We start from the raw sequence: 23,624 nt of genomic DNA, 5'->3' as shown, positions 1-23,624 counted from the left end.
GTCGGGTTGCGCCGCCGGACGCAACGCGTTCGCTCACCAACTGGTCCTCGCGACATTCTGCCGGGTAACGTACTGCGAGTGAACGAGCCCTCACATCGGGAGGGCGGGTGCCGATCAGGACGGGGATTGATGAGCGAGGAAGCGATCACCTACGAGGTCGTCGACGGGGTGGCCTGGTTGACGATCAATCGCCCCGAGGCACGGAACGCGCTCAACGGGGCGGTCCGGCAGGGACTGTTCCACAGCGTTCACCGCTTCAACGCCGACGACTCCGCCAAGGTTCTGGTGCTGACCGGGGCAGGCGATAAGGCGTTCTGCGCCGGAGGGGACCTTAAAGAGATGGCGGAGACGGCGCTCACGGTTCCGCCGCCAGACTTCGCGCCGCAATTCGGGCGCAACATCCAGGTCGCCAAGCCGACCATCGCCGCGGTGAACGGCGTCGCCTTCGCCGGCGGATTCCTACTGGCCCAGCAGTGCGACCTCGTCATCGCAGCCGAGCACGCCAGGTTCGCGGTCAGCGAGGTCAAGGTAGGCCGCGGCTCGCCATGGGCTGTCCCGCTGTCGTGGCTGCTGCCGCCGCGGATTGCGCTGCAGATTTTGATGACCGGCGACCCGATCACTGCCGAGCGCGCCCGCGAGGTAGGCATGGTGAACGAGGTCGTGCCCGCAGCGGAGCTGCGGGTACGAGTTCAGGAGATCGCCCTGCGGATCGCTTCCAACGCACCGCTGTCCGTACTCGCGGCAAAAAAGACCGTATACCTCTCCGCAGCGCACCACCTGACGGAGGCCTACGCCCACGCCGACCAGATATGGGAGCCGGTGTACCTCAGCGCCGACGCGCTAGAGGGTCCCGCCGCGTTCCGCGAGAAGCGCACACCGGTTTGGAAGGGACGTTAGACGTGGCCGTGCCGATGGAGTCCTTGATCACCGACATCGGGGCGGAAACGGCCGAGCTGTGGTCACTGATCGCCGAGCTGCCCGAGGGGCAAGCCGGGTGGGACGCGCCCACCCCCGCGGCAGGCTGGGCGGTCCGCGATCAGATCAGCCATCTTGCGTTCTTCGACGACGCCGCGGTGCGCTCAGCCACCGACCCCGAAGGGTTCACGGCCGAGGTGCTGCCCATGCTCGCCGACGGCCGGATCTCCCCGGACACCATCGCCGAGCGCTACCGGCCGATGCCGACAGCGGAGCTGCTGTCCTGGTTCGACGGCGCGCGCCGCGCCCTCGTCGCTGCCTTCGCAGCGATCGACCCCTCGATGCGGGTGCCGTGGTTCGGCCTCCCTATGAGCGCGGCTTCCTCGCTGACCGCGCGGATCATGGAGACCTGGGCGCACGGTCAGGACATCGCCGACGCGCTGGGAGTGACCCGTGTGCCCTCGGCCCGGTTGCGCCACGTCGCCCACATCGGCGTGGGAGCGCGGGCGTTCAGCTACATGGCCAACGGCCTGGAGGTGCCCGAGGAACCCGTCCGTGTCGAGCTCACCGCACCGGGGGGCACGCTGTGGACCTGGGGCCCCGACGGCGTGCCCAACCGGGTCACCGGCACTGCGCACGACTTCTGCCTGCTCGTCACCCAGCGCAGGCATCGCGACGACACCGCACTGCACGTCACCGGTCCGCTCGCCGACCAGTGGCTCTCCATCGCGCAGGCCTTCGCCGGACCTCCCGGTGGCGGGCGCACCGCAGGACAGTTCGACGGAGGTGTGTCGTGAGGGACCCGGTACGCATCGGAAATTGCTCGGGCTTCTACGGCGACCGGATCGCCGCGGCGCGGGAGATGGTCGAGGGCGGGACGGGCGAGCAGAGCATCGACGTGCTGTGCGGGGACTACCTCGCTGAACTGACGATGCTCATCCTGGCGAAGGCCCAGGCGAAGGATCCGGCGGGCGGTTACGCGCGCACGTTCCTGACCCAGATGGAGCAGGTGTTGGGCACCTGTTCCGACCGCGGTATCAAGATCGTGGCCAACGCCGGTGGGCTCAACCCGGCCGGGCTGGCCGTCAGATTGCGCGAGCTTGCGGACCGGCTCGGTATCACCGTCCGGATCGCCCACATCGAAGGTGACGACTTGCGCGGGAACCTCTCCGCGATCACCCCTGCGGTCGGTGAGGTCAAGCCGGTCTCGGCCAACGCCTACCTCGGGGGTTGGGGTATCGCCGAAGCGCTGGGTGCGGGCGCCGACGTCGTCGTCACCGGACGGGTGACAGACGCCTCGCTGGTCGTCGGCCCGGCCGCCTGGTGGCACGGGTGGGAGCGCACCGACTGGGACCGGCTCGCCGGTGCCGTCGTGGCCGGCCACGTCATCGAATGCGGACCACAGGCCACGGGCGGCAACTACGCCTTCCTCGACGAGATCACCGACCGTCGCTACCCGGGCTTCCCGATCGCGGAGGTGGCGGCCGACGGCTCGTCGGTGATCACCAAGCACGCCGACACCGGGGGGCTGGTGTCGGTCGGTACGGTCACCGCCCAGCTGCTCTACGAGATCGCCGAGCCGGCCTATCTGGGGCCCGACGTGGTGACTCACTTCGACACGATCTCGCTGGCCCAGCAGGCCGAGCACCGGGTGGCGATCACGGGTGTCACCGGCAGCCCGCCACCGGAGACGCTCAAGGTGGCGCTGAACGAGGTCGGGGGCTACCGGAACACCATGACGATGGTGCTCACCGGCTTGGACCTGGAGGCGAAAGCCGCGTTCGCGCAGCAGCAGCTGTTCGACATCCTCGGCGGCCGGGGATCCTTCGCCGAGGTCGACGTCCGGTTTCTGCGTTTCGACACACCGGACGCCCCCACTAACGACCAGGCGTGCGCGCACTTGCGGATCACGGTCAAGGACACCGACCCGCGCAAGGTCGGCCGGGCGTTCTCGAGCGCAATCATGGAGATCGCTCTGGCCGGGTATGCCGGCTTCCACACCACCACGCCACCCACGTCGGAGTCAGTGTTCGGCGTGTATCGCCCAGCGACCGTGCCCCGGTCGAGCGTGACGCAGGTCGTGGTGCTGCCCAACGGTGAGCGCCGGAGGATCGCCGATCCGCCGACCGGTAGCGTGCCGGCCGCGAAGGTCCGGGGCAGCGCGGCAGCCGCGCCGCCGACCGAGCCGACATGCCGCGCGCCGCTGGGCGCGGTTCTGGGCGCGCGGTCCGGCGACAAGGGCGGCAACGCCAATATTGGTCTCTGGGCCCGCGACGACGCCGGCTATGCCTGGGTGCGCGAGCACTTAACCGTCGAGCGACTGCGCGGGCTGCTCGGCCCGGAGGCTGCGCAGCTGCGCATAGAGCGATTCGAGCTGCCCAACCTGCGTGCGCTCAACGTTGTGGTGCACGGGCTGCTGGGGGAAGGCGTGGCATCCTCGACCCGGCCGGATGCCCAGGCGAAGGGCTTGTGCGAGTACCTGCGCTCCCGCATCGTGGACATACCGCAATCCCTTGTCGGCGCGACCTGACAAATCCCGAATTTGGAGTAGCCGGGCCACTCTGTCGACGTATCGCCAATCAAGTCGCCGTCCTCTGCCTGCTGCTTGACGTAGCCCCTTTGCCAAAGCCGTGTTGCCGAACGATGTGATGACGATCGGATGACGCCAACAGCGTCCGGCAGACGGAGAGATGGCTTTGTCCAGTTCCTTGCCGAACTGGACATCCAAAGAGGGCGCAGCGATCTGCCCACGCGGTTGCCGATCTTGGCCAATGAGCGGGCACATCCACGAATGGGGATCACACGCGCAGGCGCCAGCCACCTGCCACTGGGCGTCTACATTTCAACTCAACCTGGGATTGTGAGCAGGTGTTAACGTTCGTAGTGTAGCTCCCGGCGCTGCAGTGCTGCGCGAGCCCTGGTTGCGAGCGAAGGAAGGTAGTAGTGAACAAGGTGGTCGTTGCCGGACGTACCCGGGTCGGCGGCGAACGTCGGGAACGGATTCTCGCCTCTGCCACCGAGTTGATTGCCGAGCGGGGCTACCACGCTGTTTCCATGGCCGACATCGGCGTTGCATCAGGGGTCGTCGGGCCGGCCATCTATCGCCATTTCGACAGTAAGAGCGACCTACTGGCGGCCCTCTTCGAGCGTGTGGTGGACAAACTCCTAAAGCGTGCGACGGCGATCGTGGAGCAGTCCCGCGACGAGGCGGAGGCGCTGACCCTGCTGGTGTCAGATCAAGTCGCCTTGGTAATGGATCAACGCGAGCTGGCAATGGTGTATTACCGCGAGGTGCACAATCTGTCGGATCACCACCAGAGCCAATTGCGCCGAAAGCAGCGGCTCTATCTGGAAGAGTGGGTACACCTCGTGGGGGAGTTGCGGCCCGCGGTCGATGAGATTGAACTTCGGGCGATGGTTCATGGAGCGATCGGAGCCATTCAATCGATCTTGCACTACCGCGGCACTGGCCTGGCTCCCGAACAGACCTCTGCGCTGCTCGTTGCGATGGGTCACGCCGTGCTCGGCGTCCCCGCGTCGAGTCACCAGGTGCGCGGCGTGAACACTGAACCATCCTGTCCGCGTCCCGGTACGCCGCAGCACTAAGCAGGTCCAGGGTGTCAGCAACACACGAAGACGACCTCGCTCAGTATGTCTGCACGACGGTCTTGAGGGCGACAGCCGCCAGGAAAGGACTCATCTAATTGCCTGGCTGCATGCCCAGGGCTTCACGATTGATCAAAGCCGACTGGTGGCCCCAACCCCTCTCCTTCTTCCTACAAGCCGCGTACTGGGTGATGAGGGACGGTACGTCTCTCTGCGCGAGCTGAGCACGGAAACCGGAATCCAGACGAAACAGTCGCCATATTGCGGGCCCTCACGGAAGGCATCGGGCAGGCCACGGAGATGATGCGTGGCTTCGCGCGCTGAACATGTTGAAAGCTTCAGCCCGACGATTTGGAGAGGCTCGCGAATCGACTCGCGACTGCTGCGCGCGAGGCTGCCAACCCACCGGTTGAGATTCGTGAAACCCTCGGGGCGCGGTCATGCTGGTCTCATCACGACCGACGCCGCTGGTGACGACGATGCTGGACCTGATCGACAGCGCGTCAGCAAATGACCTGCCTTCCTTGAGGATTGGCGTGGCGTCCGGGTCAGCGGTCTCGCGCGCGGGCGACTGGTTCGGCAACCCCGTGAACCTGGCCAGCCGAGTGAGCGCGGCGGCGCGGCCAGGCGCAGTGTTGGTGGGACTCCACGCGGGTGATCGTCGACGACGCAGGCCTCCGGTGGTCGTCCGCCGGCGCATATCGTCTGAAGGGCGTCAGCAGCAAGGTCAACCTGTCTCGGGCGCGGCGCGCCCAGGCCGGCCGAGTAAGGCCCCCGTTTGAAGCGAGCTCGCCGGGTATCCGCCTAGTGAACAGTGACCGCCTAATGAACAGTCACCACCGACTTGATAAGCGAACGCCACCTCGCTATCGCGGCCCCTCGTAACCAATCTAGCGGTCGAATTCGATCTAAAGCGACCGAGCAATGATCTCCTTCATAATCTCGTTTGTCCCACCGTAGATCTTCTGAACGCGAGCATCGGCCCACATCCTGCCGATGGGATACTCGGTCATATAGCCGTAGCCGCCGTGGAGCTGCAAGCAGTCATCAAGGGCGACCATCGCACGCTCAGTAGTCCACCATTTCGCCATCGCGACGGTGGGGATGTCGAGTTCACCGCGCAGATGGCGGGCGACGCAGTCGTCGATGAAAACGCGGCTGATGTGGGCGTCGGTGGCGACCTCGGCGAGCTTGAACTTGGTGTTTTGGAAGGCGAAGACGGGCTTGCCGAAGGCATGCCGATCTTTGGTGTATTCCACAGTGAACTCGAGCGCTGTTTCTAGTACTGTCACTGCACCAAGCGCAAGGATCAATCGCTCTTGGGGAAGTTGCTGCATCAACTGAATGAACCCCTGGCCTTCAGTCGTACCCAGGAGGTTCTCAACCGGAATGTGCACATCTTCGAAATAGAGCTCGGAGGTGTCCTGTCCGCGCTGACCGACCTTGTCCAACACCCGACCCCGCCGAAAGCCCGGTCGATCGCCTTCGACCAAAACCAACGAGATTCCGTTCGCTCCGGCAGTCGGGTCGGTCTTGGCGACGACGATGATCAAGTCGGCCTGAGCGCCATTGGTGATGAATGTCTTGGAACCGTTGACAACGTATTCGTCTCCAACGCGCAGTGCCTTGGTCGTAACAGATTGGAGATCGGAGCCCGTGCCTGGCTCCGTCATCGCAATCGCGCCAACCATCTCACCAGTTGCCAGTCGGGGCAGAAAACGTTCCTTCTGCTCGTCGGTGCCATACTCGAGCAGGTAGTGGGCGACGATTCCGCTATGCAGCGCCGCACCCCATGCTGAATCACCGATGCGGGCCTGTTCCTCGATCAAGACCGCCTCATGGGCGAATGTTCCACCACCTCCGCCGTACTGTTCGGGGATTGACATGCACAGCAACCCCAGATCACCCGCCCGGGTCCACAGGTCTCGATCCACGTGGTGCTGCTCGATGAAGCGGGCACTGTGCGGCGCGATCTCCTTCTCACAGAACGTGCGCGCCAAATCGCGGAGTGCATCGAGGTCGTCGTCCATCCAGCTAGAGCGATTGGCTGCCATTAGAGAGTCCTCACTGTTATTACTTGCGCACCGATCCCGCAATGGGTCTCGCTACACGCTTATGGGTACATGGTGTACCACGAAACGGACACTGGGTACAACACGTACCCAGAACTTTCCAGAGCGCGGGGCGTTACGGTGAGCATCGTGGAGCGAAAGCAATGGGCGGACACCACAGCGGGACGCCGTGCAACCAGTAAGTTGCCAGGCCGCGAACTACGTCGTGAACAGATCATCGAAGCAGCGCTCAGCGCAATCGAAGAGAACGGACCCCACGCACTCACCGGCCAGATCGCAGACAAGGCCGGTTTAGTCCGCACGCACTTTTACCGCCACTTCGCAAGTAAAGAAGAACTCGATCTAGCCGTCGCCCGCCACGTCCACCGCGAACTCACTGCAAAGATTCGCCTAACTCTGGATGTGCAGGGATCACCGCTAGACGTGATTCGCGCGCCGGTCACACAGCACGTCATGTGGGCTGACGAACACCCCAACCTCTATCGGTTCTTGGTGAACCGACACTATCGGCGCAGCACCGAGAAAACCTCGCCCGGCACCAGTGCATTCGCCTCCGAACTCGCCGTCGCGGGTGCCCGTTACTTTCCTCGCTACGGCGAGGACTCAGAGGCGGCAGACCGCAATGTCGCCGCCATCATGGGCCTGATGGACGCTTCGGTCCTATGGTGGCTGGACCATCGCGACTCCACTCGTGACGAACTCGTCGTTCGATTGACACGGCAAACCTGGTTGATAATCAATGACAGGCTGCAGGAACTGGGATTCCAGCTTGATCCCCACTTACCACTCTGCGAACCGAAAACCTCATCAGGTACAACTCGAGCCTCCCCACGCTAAACCCTCCGTCTTAGACACCGCCATCAACGATGATTGCGTTGGCGCCGCTCACCAACGCCGCGCATCAACGCGAAAGCTCTCAACCCGAGCGACGGCGCAGCATCGCTAGTGCGCGCAACTACGCCGCGCCACCGAGGAACTACCCGGAATATCTGGCGACTCTCCAGCAACTCGAGTCCTGCGCGGGCCACGGCCGCCGCATCCATTGGACGAGGTCCGGCGAACAGTAGCGCCGCCCCAGGGTCGGCGACTCGGTCGGTGACCATTTTCGTACTCACCACGTCGGGGCATAGCGCCCGGGCACGGATTTGCAATCCCGCATGGTCAAGATCGCCTTGCAGCGATGTGGTGAACGACAATACGGCGGCTTTAGTGGCTGCGTACATCGCGAGTCCAGGGATGGGGGCCAGAGCCGAGAGCGACGCGATGTTGAGGATCGCACCCCCACCTGCGCCCATGGCGGCAACTGCCGCGTGTGACCCGGCAACGACACCTCGTACATTTACATCGAGGATCGACGCAATCTCGGCATCGCTGTGACTCCAGCTGTTACCCGCGATTAGGATCCCAGCGTTGTTTACCCACACCGCCAGAGGGCCAGCGGCTAAAGCCTGAGCAGCGACTTCCCGATGACCCGACGGATCTCGTACGTCGTGCGTGGCGCTCCAAGCGCCACCGCCGACCTCGGTGGCAGCGCGCTCCGCCGCGTCGCCATCGACATCCGTGAGCAAAACCTTGTGACCGGCAGCGGCGAGTTGTCTCGCGATCTCCAGACCAATCCCTCGACCTGCTCCTGTGACGACGGCTGTTGATGGTTCTAGCATGACCATCCTTTCCGGCAGTTTGCGTAGGTTTGCCGACTACGGTTCGCCGGGGTTTGTTGAGGATCTCCGAGGCCACTTGGAGGACTGCGTCGATTCTGCCGGCGCCCTGTGAGGGCGATGTGCTCGGCCAAGCACTCAAAAGTCTCGTGGAATGACCTAGATATCATCGGCGACACAACGTAATAGGTAGGCCGTCGACAGGGACAGGCAGGGACGTATTGTCCCACCGAACGCGGTAGCCGTCATCCAGACTCCAGGTGAATTCCCGCAGCATCTCGTGCAGTATTGCCTTCACCTCCAAGGTGCCGAAGTGCATCCCGATGCACTTGTGCGCGCCTCCTCCGAACGGAAGCCAGGCGAAGCGGTGGGCGTGATCCTCGCGCCGTGGCGGCTCGAATCGCGTTGGGTCAAACCGGTCCGGCTCGGTCCACACTGTGGGCGCAAAGTGGTTGACCGCAGGCGTGATGGCGACAAGCACTCCGGAGGGGACGTAGTAGCCATCAATTGCGGTGTCGGTCACCGTCTTACGCATAACCAACGGTACCGGTGCAACTAGTCTGAGCGACTCCTTGATGACCAAGTCCATCGCCGTGAGCCCCTCCAGGTCCTCAATGTCCGGCAGATCGTCGCCTAGACGGTCAGACTCAGCACGAAGTCGATCCTGCCATTCAGGATTCTTCGCCAAGAAGTACGCCACAGCGGCAGTGGTGATCGTTGACGTGTCATGAGCGGCCATCATCAGAAAGATCATGTGATTTATGATGTCCGCATCAGTGAAGCGTTCGCCGTCCTCGGCGCGCGCCTCACATAGCGCGGCGAATAAATCATCATTCTGCCCCGAGCGTGCCGCCGGTAAGTGCCGGGCGAAGTACGCCTCCAGCAACCGGCGACCGCGCACTCCGGCGCGGTACCGCGTCCCGGGCAGAGGAGCACGCACGATCGCACTGGCAGCGCGGACGGTTGCTACAAAGGCTCGATTTACTGAACGGCTGTCCTCTTTCCCGCGGCCGCCCATGAACACATCGGTTGCCACGTTGAGCGTCAAATCCTTCAACAGGGGATACAAGCGGACACCCGAACCGGTCGGCCACTTCGGTACGCTAGAACGAACCGATGGCCCGACCTGCTTGACATAACCGGTTAGTCGCGGACGTGTGAACGCCTCCTGCATGATTCGCCGATGCATCAGATGCTCATCGAAGCTCATCAGCATCAGCCCCCGATGAAAGAACGCATCGATGAGAAAACCCCAACCATCTTGCGAGAAAGCCTTGGCTTTGGTGGTGAGTGCTTCTTGAGTTGCCTGCGGTCCCGCAATGACGACCATCTTGGTGCCAAACGCCCCCATCCACGAGACCGAACCAAATCTCTCGTACCGCTCTCTACTGAGGTCAGAGCCGAAGCGAATGTAGTCCAGTGTGTGGCCAACGAGAGGCAATCCCTGATCGCCGATAACTGGCTTCAATCCGCTACCTGTCGGCGGCGCGGCAAGTTCGCGAACCGGCCATCGTCGACTCACCTCCTGGATAGCGCGCTCGACGCGCTGCGGGAGGGGATTCAGTAGTACCGACGACAGACGGTCACGGGACTTGCTTGCCGAACCGGACGGCGATTTGGTCATCGAGTGCCCCCTTGATGTTGTTTCTCGCATTATCGGAAGGATTTCACCCATCGTTTACACCGGTGACCACCCTGTCAACGGCGATCACAGTTGCCGCTCGAATGTCAGCGACTCCCCGCCGTCCTCGGATACCCGTCACTGAACAGAGCCGCCACTAGTCGACGCTATCGGCCCCGCTGGGGGCATAGGGCATGTCGGCCAGATGGGTGTTGGCCGGCTCGGGTGTCCCCCTGCGCGACGAGTTCGCGGGCGCGGGACGCGACAGGACGTAAGCGCGCCGCTTCGGCCTGCGCGCACGAAGGCGATACAGGAAGGTCGGGCTGGGCCAGTTGGTGGATATCGAACCGCGCGCCGAGCGATACCAGCTCGTGCACATAGTCCACACGGATTTGTCCAGGCGGCGACCCAACCGGTCGTTGAAGCGCTTCTCCACGTCGGCACGCACCTCGATGACACTTCGCGGATGGGCACGGAGAACCTTCATCAACCTGACGATGTGTCGGGCCTGCGACTCGAGCATGTAGACAATCGACCCGGATCCCACGTTGGTGTTCGGCCCGTACATCATGAGGAAATTCGGGAAATCTGGCACCGACAGGCCGTAGTAGGCGTGCGCGCCATCTGCCCACACGTCCGACAATGTTCGGTCCGAACGGCCGTGGACCTCCATCGGGGAAAGAAACTCGGTGGCACTAAAGCCGGTGCCGTAGATGATGACGTCGGCGGCATGGAATTCGCCGTCCACCGTGCGAATTCCGCCGGGTTCTACTGCCTCAATATCGTCGGTCACCAGTGCGACGTTGGGACGGGCGAGTGCGGGGTAGTAGTCGCTGGAGAACAGGATCCTCTTGCATCCGGGCGCATAGTCCGGTGTCAGTTGGGAACGCAGCCGCGCGTCGTGCACCTGGCGACCTAGGTGCCTGAGGGCGACGCCGCCAAGGACTCGCGCCACTGGCTTCGCATCGACGAGTGCCAACGCCAAGAACTCGAATATCGTCCAGATCATCAGACGTTCGCTGAGCCGCAGAATGGGTAACTTGCGCAGCAGTTGGTGATGCCGCCCACCGTACTGACGATCGAATTTGGGCAGCACCCATGGGGCTGACCGTTGGAAAACATCCAAGTGCGCGGCGCATGCAGCGACCACCGGGACGAATTGCACCGCACTTGCGCCAGTGCCGACGACCGCAATGCGCTTGCCGCTGAGATTCAGATCGTGGTCCCAATTGGCGGAATGAAACGACGGGCCCGCGAACCCCGACATTCCAGGAATGTTCGGGATCGAAGGGCGCGACAGCTGTCCCACGGCCGAAATGACGACATCACACTCCAATTCTTCGTTGGAAGTCGTGGTCAGACGCCATGTGTTCGAGCGCTCATCGAAGGCTGCCTTGGCGACTTCGGTCTTCGTCCGAAGGAGGGGCAGCAATCCACTTTCGTCGACGACGCGGCGAAGGTAGGCGAGGATGTCGCGTTGTTCCGCGTAACGCCGGCCCCACGTGGGATTTGGCGCCGAGGAGATCGAGTACAGCTGCGACGGGACATCACAGGCAGCCCCCGGGTAGGTGTTCTCCCGCCAGACTCCCCCGACACCATCGCCCTTTTCGACGATGAGGACCCTGTCGAACCCCGCGCGTGTGAGGCGGAGTGCCAGGGTAATTCCGGCGAAGCCGGCGCCGATGATGACGATCGAGGGGTTACCAGGGGGATTGTCCTGGGTTTGTTCACGTTTCACGGGTTTCATCGTTAGCTCATACAACCTTCGTGCTGGGGCGCCTCGTGGTCAAGGCGTGCGCAGGGACGCTGTCAACGGACGGTGGCCGAAGTAGCCAAGAACTCGCCACCGAGCCTGAGGGCCTCACGCGCTTCGGGCAATAGGCGAAACATCGCCTGGAAGACATGGATCTGGCCGCGGAAAACTTGCAACTGCGAGGAGACCCCTGCAGTCTGCAGACGTTTGGCAAAGACTCTGGAGTCGTCGAGCAACATCTCTCGTCCGCCGACCTGAATCAAAGTTGGTGGCATGTCCGTGAGATCAGCGTCGAGCACGCTTATCCTCGGGTCGGCTGGATCGGCGCCCGCCACGTACAGACCCATTGTTCTCGACGCAGAGATGGCGGACGCAAAGGGGTCCCGTCTGCGCAGATCACGGTCCATCGCAAGTTGACATGTCAAATCCAGCACCGGCGACATCAGCAGCATGGCATCCGGCGTCGGCAGTCGATGTTCCCGAGCGCCAAGCGCCGTCGCCGCAGCAAGCTGGCCGCCTGCGGAATCTCCGGCGAGCGCCACCGTGCCAGAAGACGCGGTGATCGCGCTTCCCTCTGTCAACCATCGATAAGCGATCAGTGCATCATCTGCGGCCGCCGGGAAGGGATATTTCGGGACCAATCGATAGCGCACGGCAAATACCGGCCTGCGGGCGGCCGCGGACAGTTCGCTGATGAGGCCACGGTGGGTCTCGGGAGAGCACATAGAAAATGCGCCGCCGTGTATATAAAGAATCGGCGGAGCATCCGAGGCCACGTTGGCCGCCTTGACCCAGTCGCCTCGCACACGTTCACCGGCGAAGGGCGTGTCTACCTTCTCGACACTGATTGCGCGCCTTGGCCGCGACACCACGAGTGTTCCCCGTAGCACGCGGTCCATGACCGCGAAGCCATGCTCGTTGGCCGGAATCACCTGCGTGAGAGGTCGAAGAACGCGTCGCGCCGTTGCCGCGACCAGGTGGCTCGCCATGCTCGGATTCGGCCTGGCAGGTGAACTCATCCGGCGGTGACCACCTTCTGTGGGGCAGTGTCCGCCTTTTTCGCCGGTCGTCGTTCGAAACGGTAGTCGGCCAGGTCGAATCGTCGACTGCGCCAGATCGACTCGACCGTCGTCGTCGGACGCAGAGGCACGTCCCCATGCTTGTCGAAGTAATAGCTGTTCGCGCCCGCGCAGCTGTCCTGCCAGAAGACCTGCGTATGCCGCCGTGCCAGCATCTCCGCGAAGAAGCGTTGATTCGCCTCCTCGCGTACCTCGACGTAGTTCGAGCCGGCCGTCCTGGCCTGCCGGAGGCAACGGAGAATGTGACCCGCCTGTGCCTCGATGAGTGCGAAGTAGGACGAGCCGTTGTATCCGTACGGGCCAAACACTGAGAAATGGTTCGGGAATCCTGGCACGCTGACGCCCTCATATGCCTGGAGTCGGTTCTCGTCCCACCACTGTGCCTGGTCTCGGCCGGCGACACCTCTGAGCGAGTAGGTGGGCATGCTGTCCGATTCCATGACCTTGAATCCCGTTGCCAGCACGAGCACGTCGATCTCGTGTCTGGCGCCATCGGCCGTAATTACCGCGGTTTCATCCACCCGGGTGATGGGGTTGGTTTCAAGATGGACGTTGCCGCGGTTGAACGTCTTGAGATATTCGTTGTGAAAGCTTGGCCGCTTGCAGCCCAGCGCGTAGCGCGGTGTCAGCTTATCCCGAACGACCGGGTCTGTGACCTGCCGACGCATGTAGCTGATCGCTGCACGCTCGATCGCCGACGCCAGCGGTATGGCGGTATGGAAGTGCGCTGCGACGGGAAAGGTGAGTTCGACAAACGCCTGGCTGGCTGCCCGCGCGGCGATCTGCGCTCCGGGTGCGAGCCGGAGAAGAGCACTCAGCGGGCGGGGCACCGCGAAGTCGAATTTCGGTAGACACCATATCGGGGTGCGCTGAAAGACGGTGAGTGTGTCCACGTCCTTGGCTATCGAGGGGATCAGTTGCACCGCCGAGGCGCCCGTCCCGATGACGGCGACCCTCTTTCCGGTGAGGGTCTGCTGGTGGTCCCAGCGCGACGTGTGCATCGTGACCCCGCCGAAGTCCCCGACCCCCGGTATGTCCGGCGTTTTTGGTCGCGTGAGAACCCCGGAGGCATTGATGACGAACCTGGCTGTCAGTTCCTCATCTGTCGAGGTGAACAAACGCCACAATGTCGATTCTTCGTCGAACTCAGCCCTCACAACCGTGACTCCGAAGCGGATGCGCGACGCGAGGCCATATTTTTCCACGCAATGCTTCGCGTAGTTCTTCAGTTCGATCCCCGGCGCATAGGTACGTGACCACGACGGGCGTTTCTCAAAGGAGAATTGGTAACTATATGACGGAATGTCTACTGCAATCCCCGGGTAGGTATTCCAGTACCAGGTTCCACCCACCCCTTGGGCCTCATCAACGATGAGGAAGTCTGAGAAACCTTCCTTCAGCAGCTTGATGCCCACCCCGATCCCGGAGAATCCAGCTCCGATGACCAATATCTCGTGGGTGGGGACCTCGTGGGTGGGGACCTCGTGGGTGGGGACCTCGTACGTAGAGGCTCCGGAGGTGGGGGCATTCTCGTCGCCCGCGACATGGACACTCAAGCGTCTTTCCTCACTCTCGAGGCTGCGCGCTTAGGCGGTACTTTCCCGACGCCCACGTCCAGGATGTCGGCTTTGACGTCAGACCGCGTTGGCAGGGCGCCTGCGCTTTTTCGGCCCTGGGTTACCTTGGCCTTGCGGCCCTGGGCAACCTTGGCCACATTCGAGCCGTTTTGGGCGTGTTCGGTTGGGTGGTGCTCAGTTCGTGCGGTTGTCGGGGTCGTTACATAATCACCCATGTCGACCTTGGACAGTGCGCGCACGAACTGGGTGGCGAAACCGGGGTACATGGTGCCGTTGTATCCGTCATTCGTGAGGTACCAGCTCTTGCAACCCGAATTCCAAGTCGTACTTCCCAACCGCTGCTGTACCTCGCCGTGGTAATTATTTTGCCGATCTTCGCGGACCTCGAGCGTACTGAGATCATTCGCGATGATCGCGCCGATGGCTTTGACGATGTAGTTGATCTCGGCCTCCATGTACACGAGGGCCGAGTTATGGCCGGGCCCTGAATTCGGACCGAAGGTGAAGAACAGATTGGGATAGCCCGCAACGGTGACGCTCCGGTACGCATAGGCGCCCTGGGACCACTCGTCGGAGAGCTCACGACCAGCTGCGCAGATGGGAAAAGGCGTGCCGGCCTTGCATACATCGAAGCCGGTGGCAAAGACGATGCAGTCCACTTCGTGTTCGATGCCATCTGCGGTCCGTATGCCATTCGGCGACAGGGTCGCGATCGGCCATGAGATGAGCTTGCAGTTGTCGCGTTGAAGAGCGGGGTAGTAATCGCTGCTCATCAGCATCCGTTTGCAGCCGGCGCGGAAGTTCGGCGTCAGCTGGCGCCTGAGCCAAGTATCCGATACCTGCCTCCGTAAATTCGCCTTCGCCACCAGCTGGATGCCGGTGGTGACCGGGGTATCCCAGACCATGCCGACGGCCATGAGCTCGTGCACCCAGAACCACGCCTGCCGTGCGGCTTTCTGCACGAGAGGCGCTCGACGAAACGCCGTGCGCGCCCACTGCGGATGGGAGAAGTCGGGCCGAGGGAGGACCCAGCCGGGGGTGCGTTGGAAGACCTTCACCGACCGCGCAGTCTTCACCAGTTCGGGAATGATCTGAACAGCGCTGGCTCCGGTGCCGATCACGGCGACACGTTTGTCGCTCATGTCGTAGTCGTGATCCCAACGCGCACTGTGGATCTTGTGACCATCGAAGGTGTCCAGTCCGCGGATGTCCGGCAGGCTCGCATTCGCCAGCGGCCCACTGGCCATCACTGCGGTGCGCGCCGTGAACTGCGAGCCGTCAGCTGTCTGCGCCGTCCACAGTGCGCTTTCCTCGTCGAACTCCAGACCGGTGACGTTCACTCCGAACCGGATGAAACGCGACAGCGAGTACTTGTCCACCATCGTCTTGATGTAGCCGAGGATCTCGGCGCTGCCCGAATACGCGCGGGACCAGTCCGGATTTTGCTCGAACCCGTAGGAATAGAGCAGCGACGGGATGTCGCACGCCGCGCCGGGATAGGTGTTGTCCCGCCAGGTACCACCCACCTCGTCGGCACGTTCAAGGACAACGAAATCGTCGATACCCTGTTGTAGCAACCGGATTGCGGTTCCCAGGCCGGCGAAACCCGCACCGACGATCAAGACGGTCGTGGTGTCGCTCATCTGGCCACCGGTTCGTAGGTCAGCTCTTCTGTCCACGTCGGTGACTTACCGAGCACCTCGGTGGGGAAGTGGTCGATCGCGGTACCCAGCCGCTGCGAAATGAAATGCAATGGCTGAGAACGCTTGATGCTGGCGGACATGTGAGCCTTCAAGATGTGGTAGCCCGGAACGCGGCGCGTGAACTCACTACGATCTCCGACGTTCTCGTACCGCATCACCGCGTTGTAGAGCTTCTCCTCCGACAATCCCATGGCGTTGAGATTGGTCAACATCCTGGTGAGCAACGGCACGTAGAGGACGCCGCCGAGAAGGATTCTCGGGTCGATGAGCGCCCCCATCGTCTGAGTCGCATGAATGCGCATGGGGCTGGCGCCGAGGTCGTTCAGAACCTGGAATCCCACTGCCAAGTGCCGCGATTCGTCGTTGTTGACCTTGTTGAAGACCTCGGCGCAGAGCGGATCCTGCACCTCGTCGAGAAGGAACTTGAGCAATGCTCCGTCGAGCGCAGTCTCCAAGGCTGGGATCGCCGCTCCGATCACCGTCAGCGGGAGGGCCTCGGCGTATCGGTCGATCCACTCGATGACCAGTCGAATATTCTTGTTCGGCACCGGGATTTCCCCTTCCTCGAGCATCCCCCACCGCTGCATGAGCGCCAGCTCCGCGTTGGCGTGCCGCTGCTCCTCGGCATGGAAATACCGGTAGATGTCACCTAGAGCCTCGAACGGCGCTTTCGGCGCCATGGCGGCGAACGCGCGTGCACCGACGTGTTCTATCCACACCACGTCAGCCATGAACTGCTTCAGTTCGGGCCGCTGCTCATCAGTGATTTTATCGGCGCCCGGCGCATCCCAATCGATGTCGGCCAGCGCCCACTGCCGATTCTTGATCGTCTCGAGCATATCGCTGTATTTGAATGCCATTGGAGTCTCCTTTGTCTTTGTCTGGAATGACTTAGCGCGCGATTCGCTCAACCAAACCGAGCGCACGGGTATACGTGGCAGGCACTGCCCGCTTAAATAACCAGAGAATCTTCGCGTCGACTTGGGGTAGGACGTGCAACTGACCGCGATCGTTCGCGTCCAACGTTTTGCGCGCCACCGATTCCGCCGACACGCCGGTCCACTTCATCAAATTCGTTGCCAGCTTGGCGGCCGACTCCTCAATACCAGGGTTATCGACGATGTTGGTCTTGACAAATGTCGGGCACAGTACAGTCACCGCCACACCAGTACCACTCAGCTCGGCCGCCAAAGTCTCGGATAGCGAGAGCACTCCGGCCTTGCTGACGTTGTAGGCAGCCATCCGAGGCGCCGCTCCGAAACTTGCAGCCGACGCGACGTTGATAATTCCGCCGCTGCCCCTCGCGCGAAGCCGCGGTACGAAGATCTCGCAGCCGTAGATCACTCCCCACAAGTTGATTGAGAGCGTCGTCTCCCAGTCGCGTTTAGCCGTCGCGCCGATGACATTGCCACCGACTCCGATGCCCGCGTTGTTGATCACCAGGCTGGGCGACTCCCCAAACCACTCTTCAGCGCTGTGGGCGAGTTCGCGGACCTGTTCTTCATCGGAGACATCGCACACGATGTCGAGGCCATCACCGCCCGCTTGGACGACGAGACCGACCGTCTCCTTGGCACGCACGGGATCGATGTCGGCGCATACCACCCGCCCGCCTCTGCGGGCGAGCTCTACCGCAAAAGCGCGACCAATTCCACTGCCAGCCCCTGTAACAACCGCGTTCGCGCGGTCACTTCTGCGAGGCGACTTGCCCCACCACAAGAAATCCATCAGTACCGAGTCCTTGGCAGATCGGAGCATGCTGATCCGGTGAACCAAGCCAATCTGCTGCCGCTTGGTGGCAGTGAACACAATTGTGGTCGCATGCCACCAGTTTGGCGGGGGTGCTATGTCTTTGTCAAGATGTATGCGTGCGGACAAAGGCAGCAAGGTGGGGCGGGCGTACAGGCGCCGAACGACGGGCTGACCGGAGGCAGCGCCTAGTCGCCGCCGCAACAGATATCTGGACGGAAAGCGGATGGGCAGCGGTTACCATGCGTGGGGTCTGCTCCAGAGCCGCGCTGAACGACCGCTATTACTATGAGGAGTTCAAGACCCGCGATGAGTTGCTCGTAGCAGCGTGGGACGGTGTCCGAAACCAGATGCTCGGCGAGGTTTCAGCAACGTTTGCCGAACGCGTCGGTCAACCACCTGTCGAGACCATTCGCGCCGCGATCTCGATCGTCGTCCTCCGCATTTCGCAAGATGCCGGCCGAGCCCAGATTCTGCTGACGCAACACGTCGGCAGTTCAACATTGCAAGATCGTCGTGCGGTGGCCTTGCAGGAAGCCACCCAGCTCGTCATGGCCGCCAGCAAGCCGCATCTGAAGCCTGACGCAGACGAAATGGCCTTGCGCATGGACACGTTTGTAGCGGTCGGCGGCTTCGTCGAACTGATCAGCGCCTGGCACGCAGGACTACTCGTCGACGTAAGTCAAGTCGACATCGTCGAACATACGAGCAGACTTGCTGAAACACTGGCTCGCCGCTACGTGGTTGATACGTCTCGCTAGCTGGTACTCGGGATGCAATTTCCCGGTGGCGAAGGCTGCATTGGCCGCAGGGGGCGTGACACACCGTTGACTTACCTTAGAAACGGTGGAAGGTCCGTCTCGTCGACCTGCCAAGCCGACGCTCCTGCTGTCGAATGGCGGCTTCACTCAGAGGCCAATCTGCTTGGCGATGATCTCCTTCATGATTTCGGTGGTGCCGCCCCCGATACCCAGGATGCGCGAATCGCGATAGTGCCGTTCGACCTCGGTCTCGCGCAGATAGCCCATGCCACCGTAGAGCTGCACGGCGGTGTCGACGGCAAGCGCACAGGCTTCCACGGCCTGGTTCTTCGCCATCGAGACCATCCGCACGTCGGTGTCACCCGCGATGATGCGGTCCACGGCGGCGCGGGTATAGGTACGGGCAACGTCTACGGCCGTGGCCATGTCGACGATCTTGTGCCGCACCACCTGTCGGGTGGATAGCGGTCGACCGAAGGTTTCGCGCTGCTTGACCCACTCCAGCGTCAGGTCGAGGCAGCGCTGGGCCGTGGCGTAGCACTGGACGGCGATGAAAGCACGTTCGACTTGGAACTGTTGCATGATCTGCAGGAATCCGCTGCCTTCGGGGCCAACCAGATTGACCACCGGCACGCGCACGTCGCTGAATCCGAGTTCAGCGGTGTCGGAGCACAGCCAGCCCATCTTCTTCAGTGTCCGCGAGACCGCGAAACCCGCGGCGCCACGCTCCACCACGAGCAGTGAAATCCCCGACGGGCCCGGGCCGCCGGTACGCACGGCGGTGGTCACGAAATCGGCGCGGACACCCGAGGTGATGAACAGCTTCGCACCGTTGACCACGTAATGGTCGCCGTCGCGCCGTGCGGTAGTACGGATGCCGGCGACGTCAGAACCGGTGTCGGGTTCGGTGATGCCGAGGCTGCCGATCTTCTCCCCGGCCAGGGTCGGCACCACGAAGCTGCGGATCTGCTCGGGATCGCCCTGCGCGGCCATATGGGGCACTGCGATGTGATGCGTAAGTAGGCTGGCCAGCAAGCCCGAGGAGCCGCCGGCCTCCATCACGGCCTCGGTGAGCAGCACCAGGTCGCGCAGGTCACCGCCGGAGCCACCGATCTCTTCCGCGAACCCGATGCCCAGCAACCCCGCTGCGGCTGCGCGGCGGTGGAGTTCTCTAGGGAGTTCTCCGGCGTCCTCCCAGTCTTGCAGGTGAGGAACGATCTCCTTCTGGGTGAACGACATGGCGAGGTTGCGCAACGAGATGCGCTCGGGCGTCATCCACGGGTCGGCTGCGGCCGCCTCCGCTTCCCGCTGATCCGGCTGTTTCATGTGAGTTGCTCCTGCTGTGATCACTCGGGGACGGCACGATTGCCACGTCGACCCCATTGTCGTCGAATGTTAATGACCGATAACGTAGCGTGTCAGGAGATCGACGTTGATGTCACCTGGAGGAAAGTTGATTGACGTCCTGCCCGACCGGGTCGACACCCGCGCGCCGGTATACCTCGAGAATCGCGAGGGACTCATCGCGCAGCTCCATGCGCTCGCCGAACAGCTGGCGCTGGCCAACGGTGGCGGCGGCGAGAAGTACGTCGCCCGGCACCGTAGCCGCGGCAAGATGCTGGCTCGGGAGCGCGTCGAGCTGCTCATCGACCCCGACACGGCCTTCCTGGAACTCTGTCCGTTCGCGGCGTGGGGCACGAAGTTTCCGGTGGGCGGCAGCGTTGTGGTCGGCATCGGCATCGTCGAAGGCGTCGAGTCGATGATCATCGCGCACGACCCGACCGTGCGCGGCGGAGCCTCGAACCCCTACACCTTCCGAAAAGTGTTCCGGGGCATGGCAGTCGCCCGCGAGAACCGGCTGCCCATCATCAACGTCGTCGAGTCGGGCGGGGCGGACCTGCCCACGCAGGCCGAGATCTTCGTGCCCGGGGGCCAGCTATTCAACGACCTCACCCAGCACAGCGCGCAGGGCCTGCCGACACTGGCGCTGGTATTCGGTAACTCGACGGCAGGCGGCGCGTACATCCCCGGCATGTGTGATTACGTGGTGATGGTCCGCAACCGGTCCAAGGTCTTCCTCGGTGGTCCGCCGCTGGTGAAGATGGCGACCGGCGAAGTGTCCGACGACGAGTCGCTCGGCGGCGCCGACATGCACGCCCGCACCTCCGGGCTGGCCGACTACATGGCCGAGGACGAGCAGGACGCCATCCGGATCGGGCGGCGCATCATGGCCAGACTGAACTGGCGCAAGCTCGGGCCCGGCCCGACACAGCCACCGACCCCCCCGCTGCGAGACCCCGACCAACTCCTCGGGATCGCTTCGGTGGACCCGAAGGTTCCCTTCGACCCACGTGATGTCATCGCCCGAATCGTGGACGGGTCCGCCTTCGACGAGTTCAAGCCGCTATACGGCACCTCGCTGGTCACCGGTTGGGCCTCGATCCACGGATACCCGGTAGGGATCCTTGCCAACGCGCGCGGAATCCTGTTCAGCGAGGAGGCGGAGAAGGCCGCCCAGTTTATTCAGCTGGCGAACCAGATCGACACGCCACTGGTGTTTCTGCAGAACACCACCGGCTACATGGTCGGCGCGGAGTACGAGCAGGGTGGCATCATCAAGGACGGCGCGAAGATGATCAACGCCGTCTCCAACAGCGCTGTCCCACACCTGACGATCGTGATGGGCGCGTCCTACGGTGCGGGCAATTACGGGATGTGCGGGCGGTCCTACTCTCCCCGCTTCCTGTTCACCTGGCCCAACTCGCGTTCGGCCGTCATGGGCCCGGCCCAGCTCGCGGGCGTGCTGTCGATCGTGGCCCGCGAGTCGGCCGCCGACCGGGGGCTCCCGTTCGACGAGGAGGCCGACGCCCAGATGCGCGCTGCCGTCGAGGGCCAGATCGAGCGTGAGTCGTTGGCGCTGGCCAACAGCGGCAGGCTCTACGACGACGGGATCATCGACCCGCGCGACACCCGTACCGTTCTCGGGTTCTGCCTTTCCGTGGTCCACAACAGCGAGATCCGTGGCCAGCGTGGCTACGGCGTGTTCCGGATGTGATGGCGATGCCCGTGATCAAGAAGCTGCTGGTGGCCAACCGGGGAGAGATCGCCCGACGCGTGTTTCGCACCTGTCGCGAACTCGGCATCGCGACCGTCGCCGTGTACTCCGACGCCGACGCCGACGCCTGGCACGTGGACGATGCCGACGAGGCCGTCCGGCTACCGGGTTCCTCGCCGGCGGAGACCTACCTCGACGGTGACCGGGTGATCGCCGCCGCCCTCCTCACCGGCGCCGACGCCGTGCATCCCGGCTACGGCTTCATGTCGGAGAACGCCGGCTTCGCGCGGGCCTGCGCCGACGCCGGGCTCGTGTTCGTCGGCCCGCCGCCGGATGCCATCGACGCGATGGGTTCCAAGCTGACGGCCAAGGCGATGATGGCCGATGCGGGCGTGCCGGTTCTCCCGGGCGGCGACGCGACCGGCCTGGACCCCGACAAGCTGCGCAAGCTCGGCGCCGAGATCGGCTACCCGCTGCTGGTCAAGGCGAGCGCGGGTGGCGGCGGGCGCGGCATGCGGGTTGTCGAGTCGGCCGACGACCTCGACGGAGCCGTGGCCTCGGCCTCGCGCGAGGCGATGTCGGCGTTCTCGGACGGCACGGTGTTCCTCGAGCGGTACGTGCAGCGTCCCCGCCACGTTGAGATCCAGCTGTTGGCCGACATGCACGGCACGGTTGTCTCGCTGTTCGAGCGGGAGTGCTCGGTGCAGCGCCGCCACCAAAAGGTCATCGAGGAGGCGCCCTCGCCCGTCGTCGACGACGACCTGCGCGCCCGGATGGGCGCGGCGGCGGTCGCGGCGGCACAGGCCGTGGGTTACGTCGGGGCCGGAACGGTCGAGTTCGTCCTCGACGCGAACGGCGGCGATGACGACGGGACGTTCGCCTTCCTGGAGATGAACACCCGGCTGCAGGTCGAGCACCCGGTCACCGAACTCGTCACCGGGCTCGACCTCGTGCGCCTGCAGTTGCTGGTGGCGATGGGTCGGCCACTGCCTGCCGAGGTGAGCAAGCCGCGGATCACCGGCCACGCGGTCGAGGCCCGGCTCTACGCCGAGGACCCCACGAAGGGCTACCTGCCGCAGACCGGAACGCTGCGCACGATGCAGATCCCCGACCACGTCGGGGTCCGGGTGGACTCCGGCGTGCGCGACGGCTCGGTGGTCAGCCACCACTATGACGCCATGCTGGCCAAGGTGATCGCCTGGGCGCCCACCCGCGCCGAGGCGCTCGGCGCGCTGTCCGCCGCGCTCGCCGGCGCCCGGATCCACGGACTCACCACCAACCGGGATCTGCTGGTTCGCGTTCTGCGCCACGACGAGTTCGCCGGACGCGGCACCGACACCGGGTTCCTCGACCGCCACGACGTGGCCGACCTCGGCGCAGCCCTCATCGACCGCGACGGGGAGGGCTTGCACGCCATCGCGGCCACACTCGCCCAGGTCGCGGGACGCCGCGCGGCGGCCCCCGTCCAGCCGACGCTGCCTGCCGGGTGGCGCAACAACCCGTCCCAACTGCAGTCCACCGGATGGCTGACCGCCGACGGCCGCGAGCGTCGGGTGGGCTATGCGCTGCTCCGCGACGGCGTCGAGGTCGAAGTCGACGGCAAGCCCGTCGAAGACGTCAGCGTGCTCGTGCAGCGGCCGGACCGGGTGGTCCTGGAGACCGGCGGGGTGCGGCGCGGCTACGACGTCGTCCTCGACGCCGACATTGCCTATGTCGACAGCCCTGCCGGGTCCACTGCGTTTACGCAGGTACCACGGTTCCTGGACCCGAGCGCGCTAAAGCCGGCGGGCTCGCTGACGGCGCCTATGCCGGGTTCGGTGATCCGGCTGCCCGTCGCCGCGGGCGACGTCGTGACGGCCGGGCAGGCGCTGGTGGTGGTGGAGGCGATGAAGATGGAACACACCATCGTCAGCCCAATCGACGGGATCGTCGCCGAGCTTTCGGTCGAGGTGGGTCAGCAAGTGTCCACCGGCGATGCCCTCGCGGTGGTCGGAGCGGCCGCCGGTGCAGATCAGGATTGAGCACCATCGGACCCGTCACCGGCCCCGGTGGCCGGTGACATCGAAGTAGGAGAG

At 63.7% G+C, this 23,624-nt stretch carries 19 protein-coding genes; 9 read left to right on the top strand and 10 right to left on the bottom strand.

The features are described from left to right. Positions 1–129 precede the first annotated feature (129 nt). The 5 genes from G6N23_RS00845 (at position 130) to G6N23_RS22530 (ending at position 4,825) form a co-directional block, all read left to right on the top strand. Complete coding sequence (locus tag G6N23_RS00845) at positions 130–897, top strand: enoyl-CoA hydratase/isomerase family protein (RefSeq protein ID WP_011895438.1); 768 nt, start codon at positions 130–132, stop codon at positions 895–897. Between the two features lie 2 nt (positions 898–899). Further along, entirely contained in the window at positions 900–1,712 is an 813-nt protein-coding gene (locus G6N23_RS00840) for a TIGR03084 family metal-binding protein (RefSeq protein ID WP_011895439.1), read from the top strand. Further along, a complete protein-coding gene (locus G6N23_RS00835; protein WP_011895440.1) occupies positions 1,709–3,445 on the top strand; it encodes an acyclic terpene utilization AtuA family protein in 1,737 nt (578 codons plus the stop codon). The genes G6N23_RS00840 and G6N23_RS00835 overlap by 4 nt, the downstream gene beginning before the upstream one ends. Positions 3,446–3,858: 413 nt before the next feature. Then, positions 3,859–4,521, top strand: a complete 663-nt coding sequence (locus tag G6N23_RS00830; protein WP_052537347.1) for a TetR/AcrR family transcriptional regulator — start codon at positions 3,859–3,861, stop codon at positions 4,519–4,521. Then, a complete protein-coding gene (locus G6N23_RS22530; protein WP_078281695.1) occupies positions 4,481–4,825 on the top strand; it encodes an adenylate cyclase regulatory domain-containing protein in 345 nt (114 codons plus the stop codon). Before G6N23_RS00830 ends, G6N23_RS22530 begins: the two co-directional genes overlap by 41 nt. Before the next feature lie 604 nt (positions 4,826–5,429). Here the strand turns inward: G6N23_RS22530 and G6N23_RS00820 are convergent. Further along, positions 5,430–6,575 (bottom strand): acyl-CoA dehydrogenase family protein, encoded by a 1,146-nt coding sequence (locus tag G6N23_RS00820; RefSeq protein WP_052537345.1) that lies wholly within the window; start codon positions 6,573–6,575, stop codon positions 5,430–5,432. A 138-nt stretch (positions 6,576–6,713) separates the two neighbouring features. Between G6N23_RS00820 and G6N23_RS00815 the strand changes: the two genes are divergently transcribed. Then, the gene (locus G6N23_RS00815) at positions 6,714–7,430 is read left to right on the top strand and encodes a TetR/AcrR family transcriptional regulator (RefSeq protein WP_234808562.1); all 717 of its coding nucleotides are present in this window, start codon (positions 6,714–6,716) and stop codon (positions 7,428–7,430) included. Between the two features lie 23 nt (positions 7,431–7,453). Here G6N23_RS00815 and G6N23_RS00810 read toward each other — a convergent pair whose 3' ends face one another. The 8 genes from G6N23_RS00810 to G6N23_RS00775 form a co-directional block, all read right to left on the bottom strand. Then, a complete protein-coding gene (locus G6N23_RS00810) occupies positions 7,454–8,254 on the bottom strand; it encodes an SDR family NAD(P)-dependent oxidoreductase (protein ID WP_232783765.1) in 801 nt (266 codons plus the stop codon). A gap of 163 nt (positions 8,255–8,417) precedes the next feature. Continuing rightward, entirely contained in the window at positions 8,418–9,875 is a 1,458-nt protein-coding gene (locus G6N23_RS00805) for a cytochrome P450 (RefSeq protein WP_043985034.1), read from the bottom strand. 154 nt (positions 9,876–10,029) lie between these two features. After that, positions 10,030–11,619 carry a flavin-containing monooxygenase gene (locus G6N23_RS00800; protein WP_052537341.1) on the bottom strand — a complete coding sequence of 530 codons (1,590 nt, stop codon included), beginning with the start codon at positions 11,617–11,619 and terminating at the stop codon, positions 10,030–10,032. Between the two features lie 62 nt (positions 11,620–11,681). Next, on the bottom strand, positions 11,682–12,644 hold the full coding sequence (locus G6N23_RS00795) for an alpha/beta hydrolase (protein WP_043985032.1): 963 nt from the start codon (positions 12,642–12,644) through the stop codon (positions 11,682–11,684). After that, positions 12,641–14,119 (bottom strand): flavin-containing monooxygenase, encoded by a 1,479-nt coding sequence (locus tag G6N23_RS00790; RefSeq protein WP_407938359.1) that lies wholly within the window; start codon positions 14,117–14,119, stop codon positions 12,641–12,643. The genes G6N23_RS00795 and G6N23_RS00790 overlap by 4 nt, the downstream gene beginning before the upstream one ends. Before the next feature lie 137 nt (positions 14,120–14,256). Continuing rightward, complete coding sequence (locus G6N23_RS00785) at positions 14,257–15,924, bottom strand: flavin-containing monooxygenase (protein ID WP_043985031.1); 1,668 nt, start codon at positions 15,922–15,924, stop codon at positions 14,257–14,259. Continuing rightward, complete coding sequence (locus G6N23_RS00780) at positions 15,921–16,844, bottom strand: hypothetical protein (RefSeq protein WP_011895451.1); 924 nt, start codon at positions 16,842–16,844, stop codon at positions 15,921–15,923. Before G6N23_RS00780 ends, G6N23_RS00785 begins: the two co-directional genes overlap by 4 nt. A gap of 31 nt (positions 16,845–16,875) precedes the next feature. Then, complete coding sequence (locus tag G6N23_RS00775; protein WP_043985120.1) at positions 16,876–17,712, bottom strand: SDR family NAD(P)-dependent oxidoreductase; 837 nt, start codon at positions 17,710–17,712, stop codon at positions 16,876–16,878. A gap of 140 nt (positions 17,713–17,852) precedes the next feature. Here G6N23_RS00775 and G6N23_RS00770 point away from each other — a divergent pair, with 140 nt between their 5' ends. Beyond that, positions 17,853–18,494, top strand: a complete 642-nt coding sequence (locus tag G6N23_RS00770; RefSeq protein ID WP_074243573.1) for a TetR/AcrR family transcriptional regulator — start codon at positions 17,853–17,855, stop codon at positions 18,492–18,494. Between the two features lie 147 nt (positions 18,495–18,641). Here G6N23_RS00770 and G6N23_RS00765 read toward each other — a convergent pair whose 3' ends face one another. Continuing rightward, positions 18,642–19,841, bottom strand: a complete 1,200-nt coding sequence (locus G6N23_RS00765) for an acyl-CoA dehydrogenase family protein (protein ID WP_372508921.1) — start codon at positions 19,839–19,841, stop codon at positions 18,642–18,644. A gap of 106 nt (positions 19,842–19,947) precedes the next feature. Between G6N23_RS00765 and G6N23_RS00760 the strand changes: the two genes are divergently transcribed. Together G6N23_RS00760 and G6N23_RS00755 are read left to right on the top strand one after the other, a co-directional pair. Next, on the top strand, positions 19,948–21,549 hold the full coding sequence (locus G6N23_RS00760) for an acyl-CoA carboxylase subunit beta (protein WP_043985027.1): 1,602 nt from the start codon (positions 19,948–19,950) through the stop codon (positions 21,547–21,549). A 5-nt stretch (positions 21,550–21,554) separates the two neighbouring features. After that, the gene (locus G6N23_RS00755; protein WP_011895456.1) at positions 21,555–23,570 is read left to right on the top strand and encodes an ATP-binding protein; all 2,016 of its coding nucleotides are present in this window, start codon (positions 21,555–21,557) and stop codon (positions 23,568–23,570) included. Positions 23,571–23,624 lie beyond the last annotated feature (54 nt).

The organism is Mycolicibacter terrae, assembly GCF_010727125.1.
In the GTDB taxonomy this organism is placed as follows: Bacteria; Actinomycetota; Actinomycetes; order Mycobacteriales; family Mycobacteriaceae; genus Mycobacterium; species Mycobacterium terrae.
This window is presented reverse-complemented; position numbering and strand designations above follow the sequence as displayed.

What these genes read in the sequence shown, in the direction of transcription:
- G6N23_RS00800 (WP_052537341.1), bottom strand. Translation starts at nt 11,619, where the DNA reads ATGAAACCCGTGAAACGTGAACAAACCCAGGACAATCCCCCTGGTAAC.
- G6N23_RS00775 (WP_043985120.1), bottom strand. Translation starts at nt 17,712, where the DNA reads ATGGATTTCTTGTGGTGGGGCAAGTCGCCTCGCAGAAGTGACCGCGCG.
- G6N23_RS00795 (WP_043985032.1), bottom strand. Translation starts at nt 12,644, where the DNA reads ATGAGTTCACCTGCCAGGCCGAATCCGAGCATGGCGAGCCACCTGGTC.
- G6N23_RS00845 (WP_011895438.1), top strand. Translation starts at nt 130, where the DNA reads ATGAGCGAGGAAGCGATCACCTACGAGGTCGTCGACGGGGTGGCCTGG.
- G6N23_RS00810 (WP_232783765.1), bottom strand. Translation starts at nt 8,254, where the DNA reads ATGCTAGAACCATCAACAGCCGTCGTCACAGGAGCAGGTCGAGGGATT.
- G6N23_RS00780 (WP_011895451.1), bottom strand. Translation starts at nt 16,844, where the DNA reads ATGGCATTCAAATACAGCGATATGCTCGAGACGATCAAGAATCGGCAG.
- G6N23_RS00755 (WP_011895456.1), top strand. Translation starts at nt 21,555, where the DNA reads ATGCCCGTGATCAAGAAGCTGCTGGTGGCCAACCGGGGAGAGATCGCC.
- G6N23_RS00820 (WP_052537345.1), bottom strand. Translation starts at nt 6,575, where the DNA reads ATGGCAGCCAATCGCTCTAGCTGGATGGACGACGACCTCGATGCACTC.
- G6N23_RS00805 (WP_043985034.1), bottom strand. Translation starts at nt 9,875, where the DNA reads ATGACCAAATCGCCGTCCGGTTCGGCAAGCAAGTCCCGTGACCGTCTG.
- G6N23_RS00785 (WP_043985031.1), bottom strand. Translation starts at nt 15,924, where the DNA reads ATGAGCGACACCACGACCGTCTTGATCGTCGGTGCGGGTTTCGCCGGC.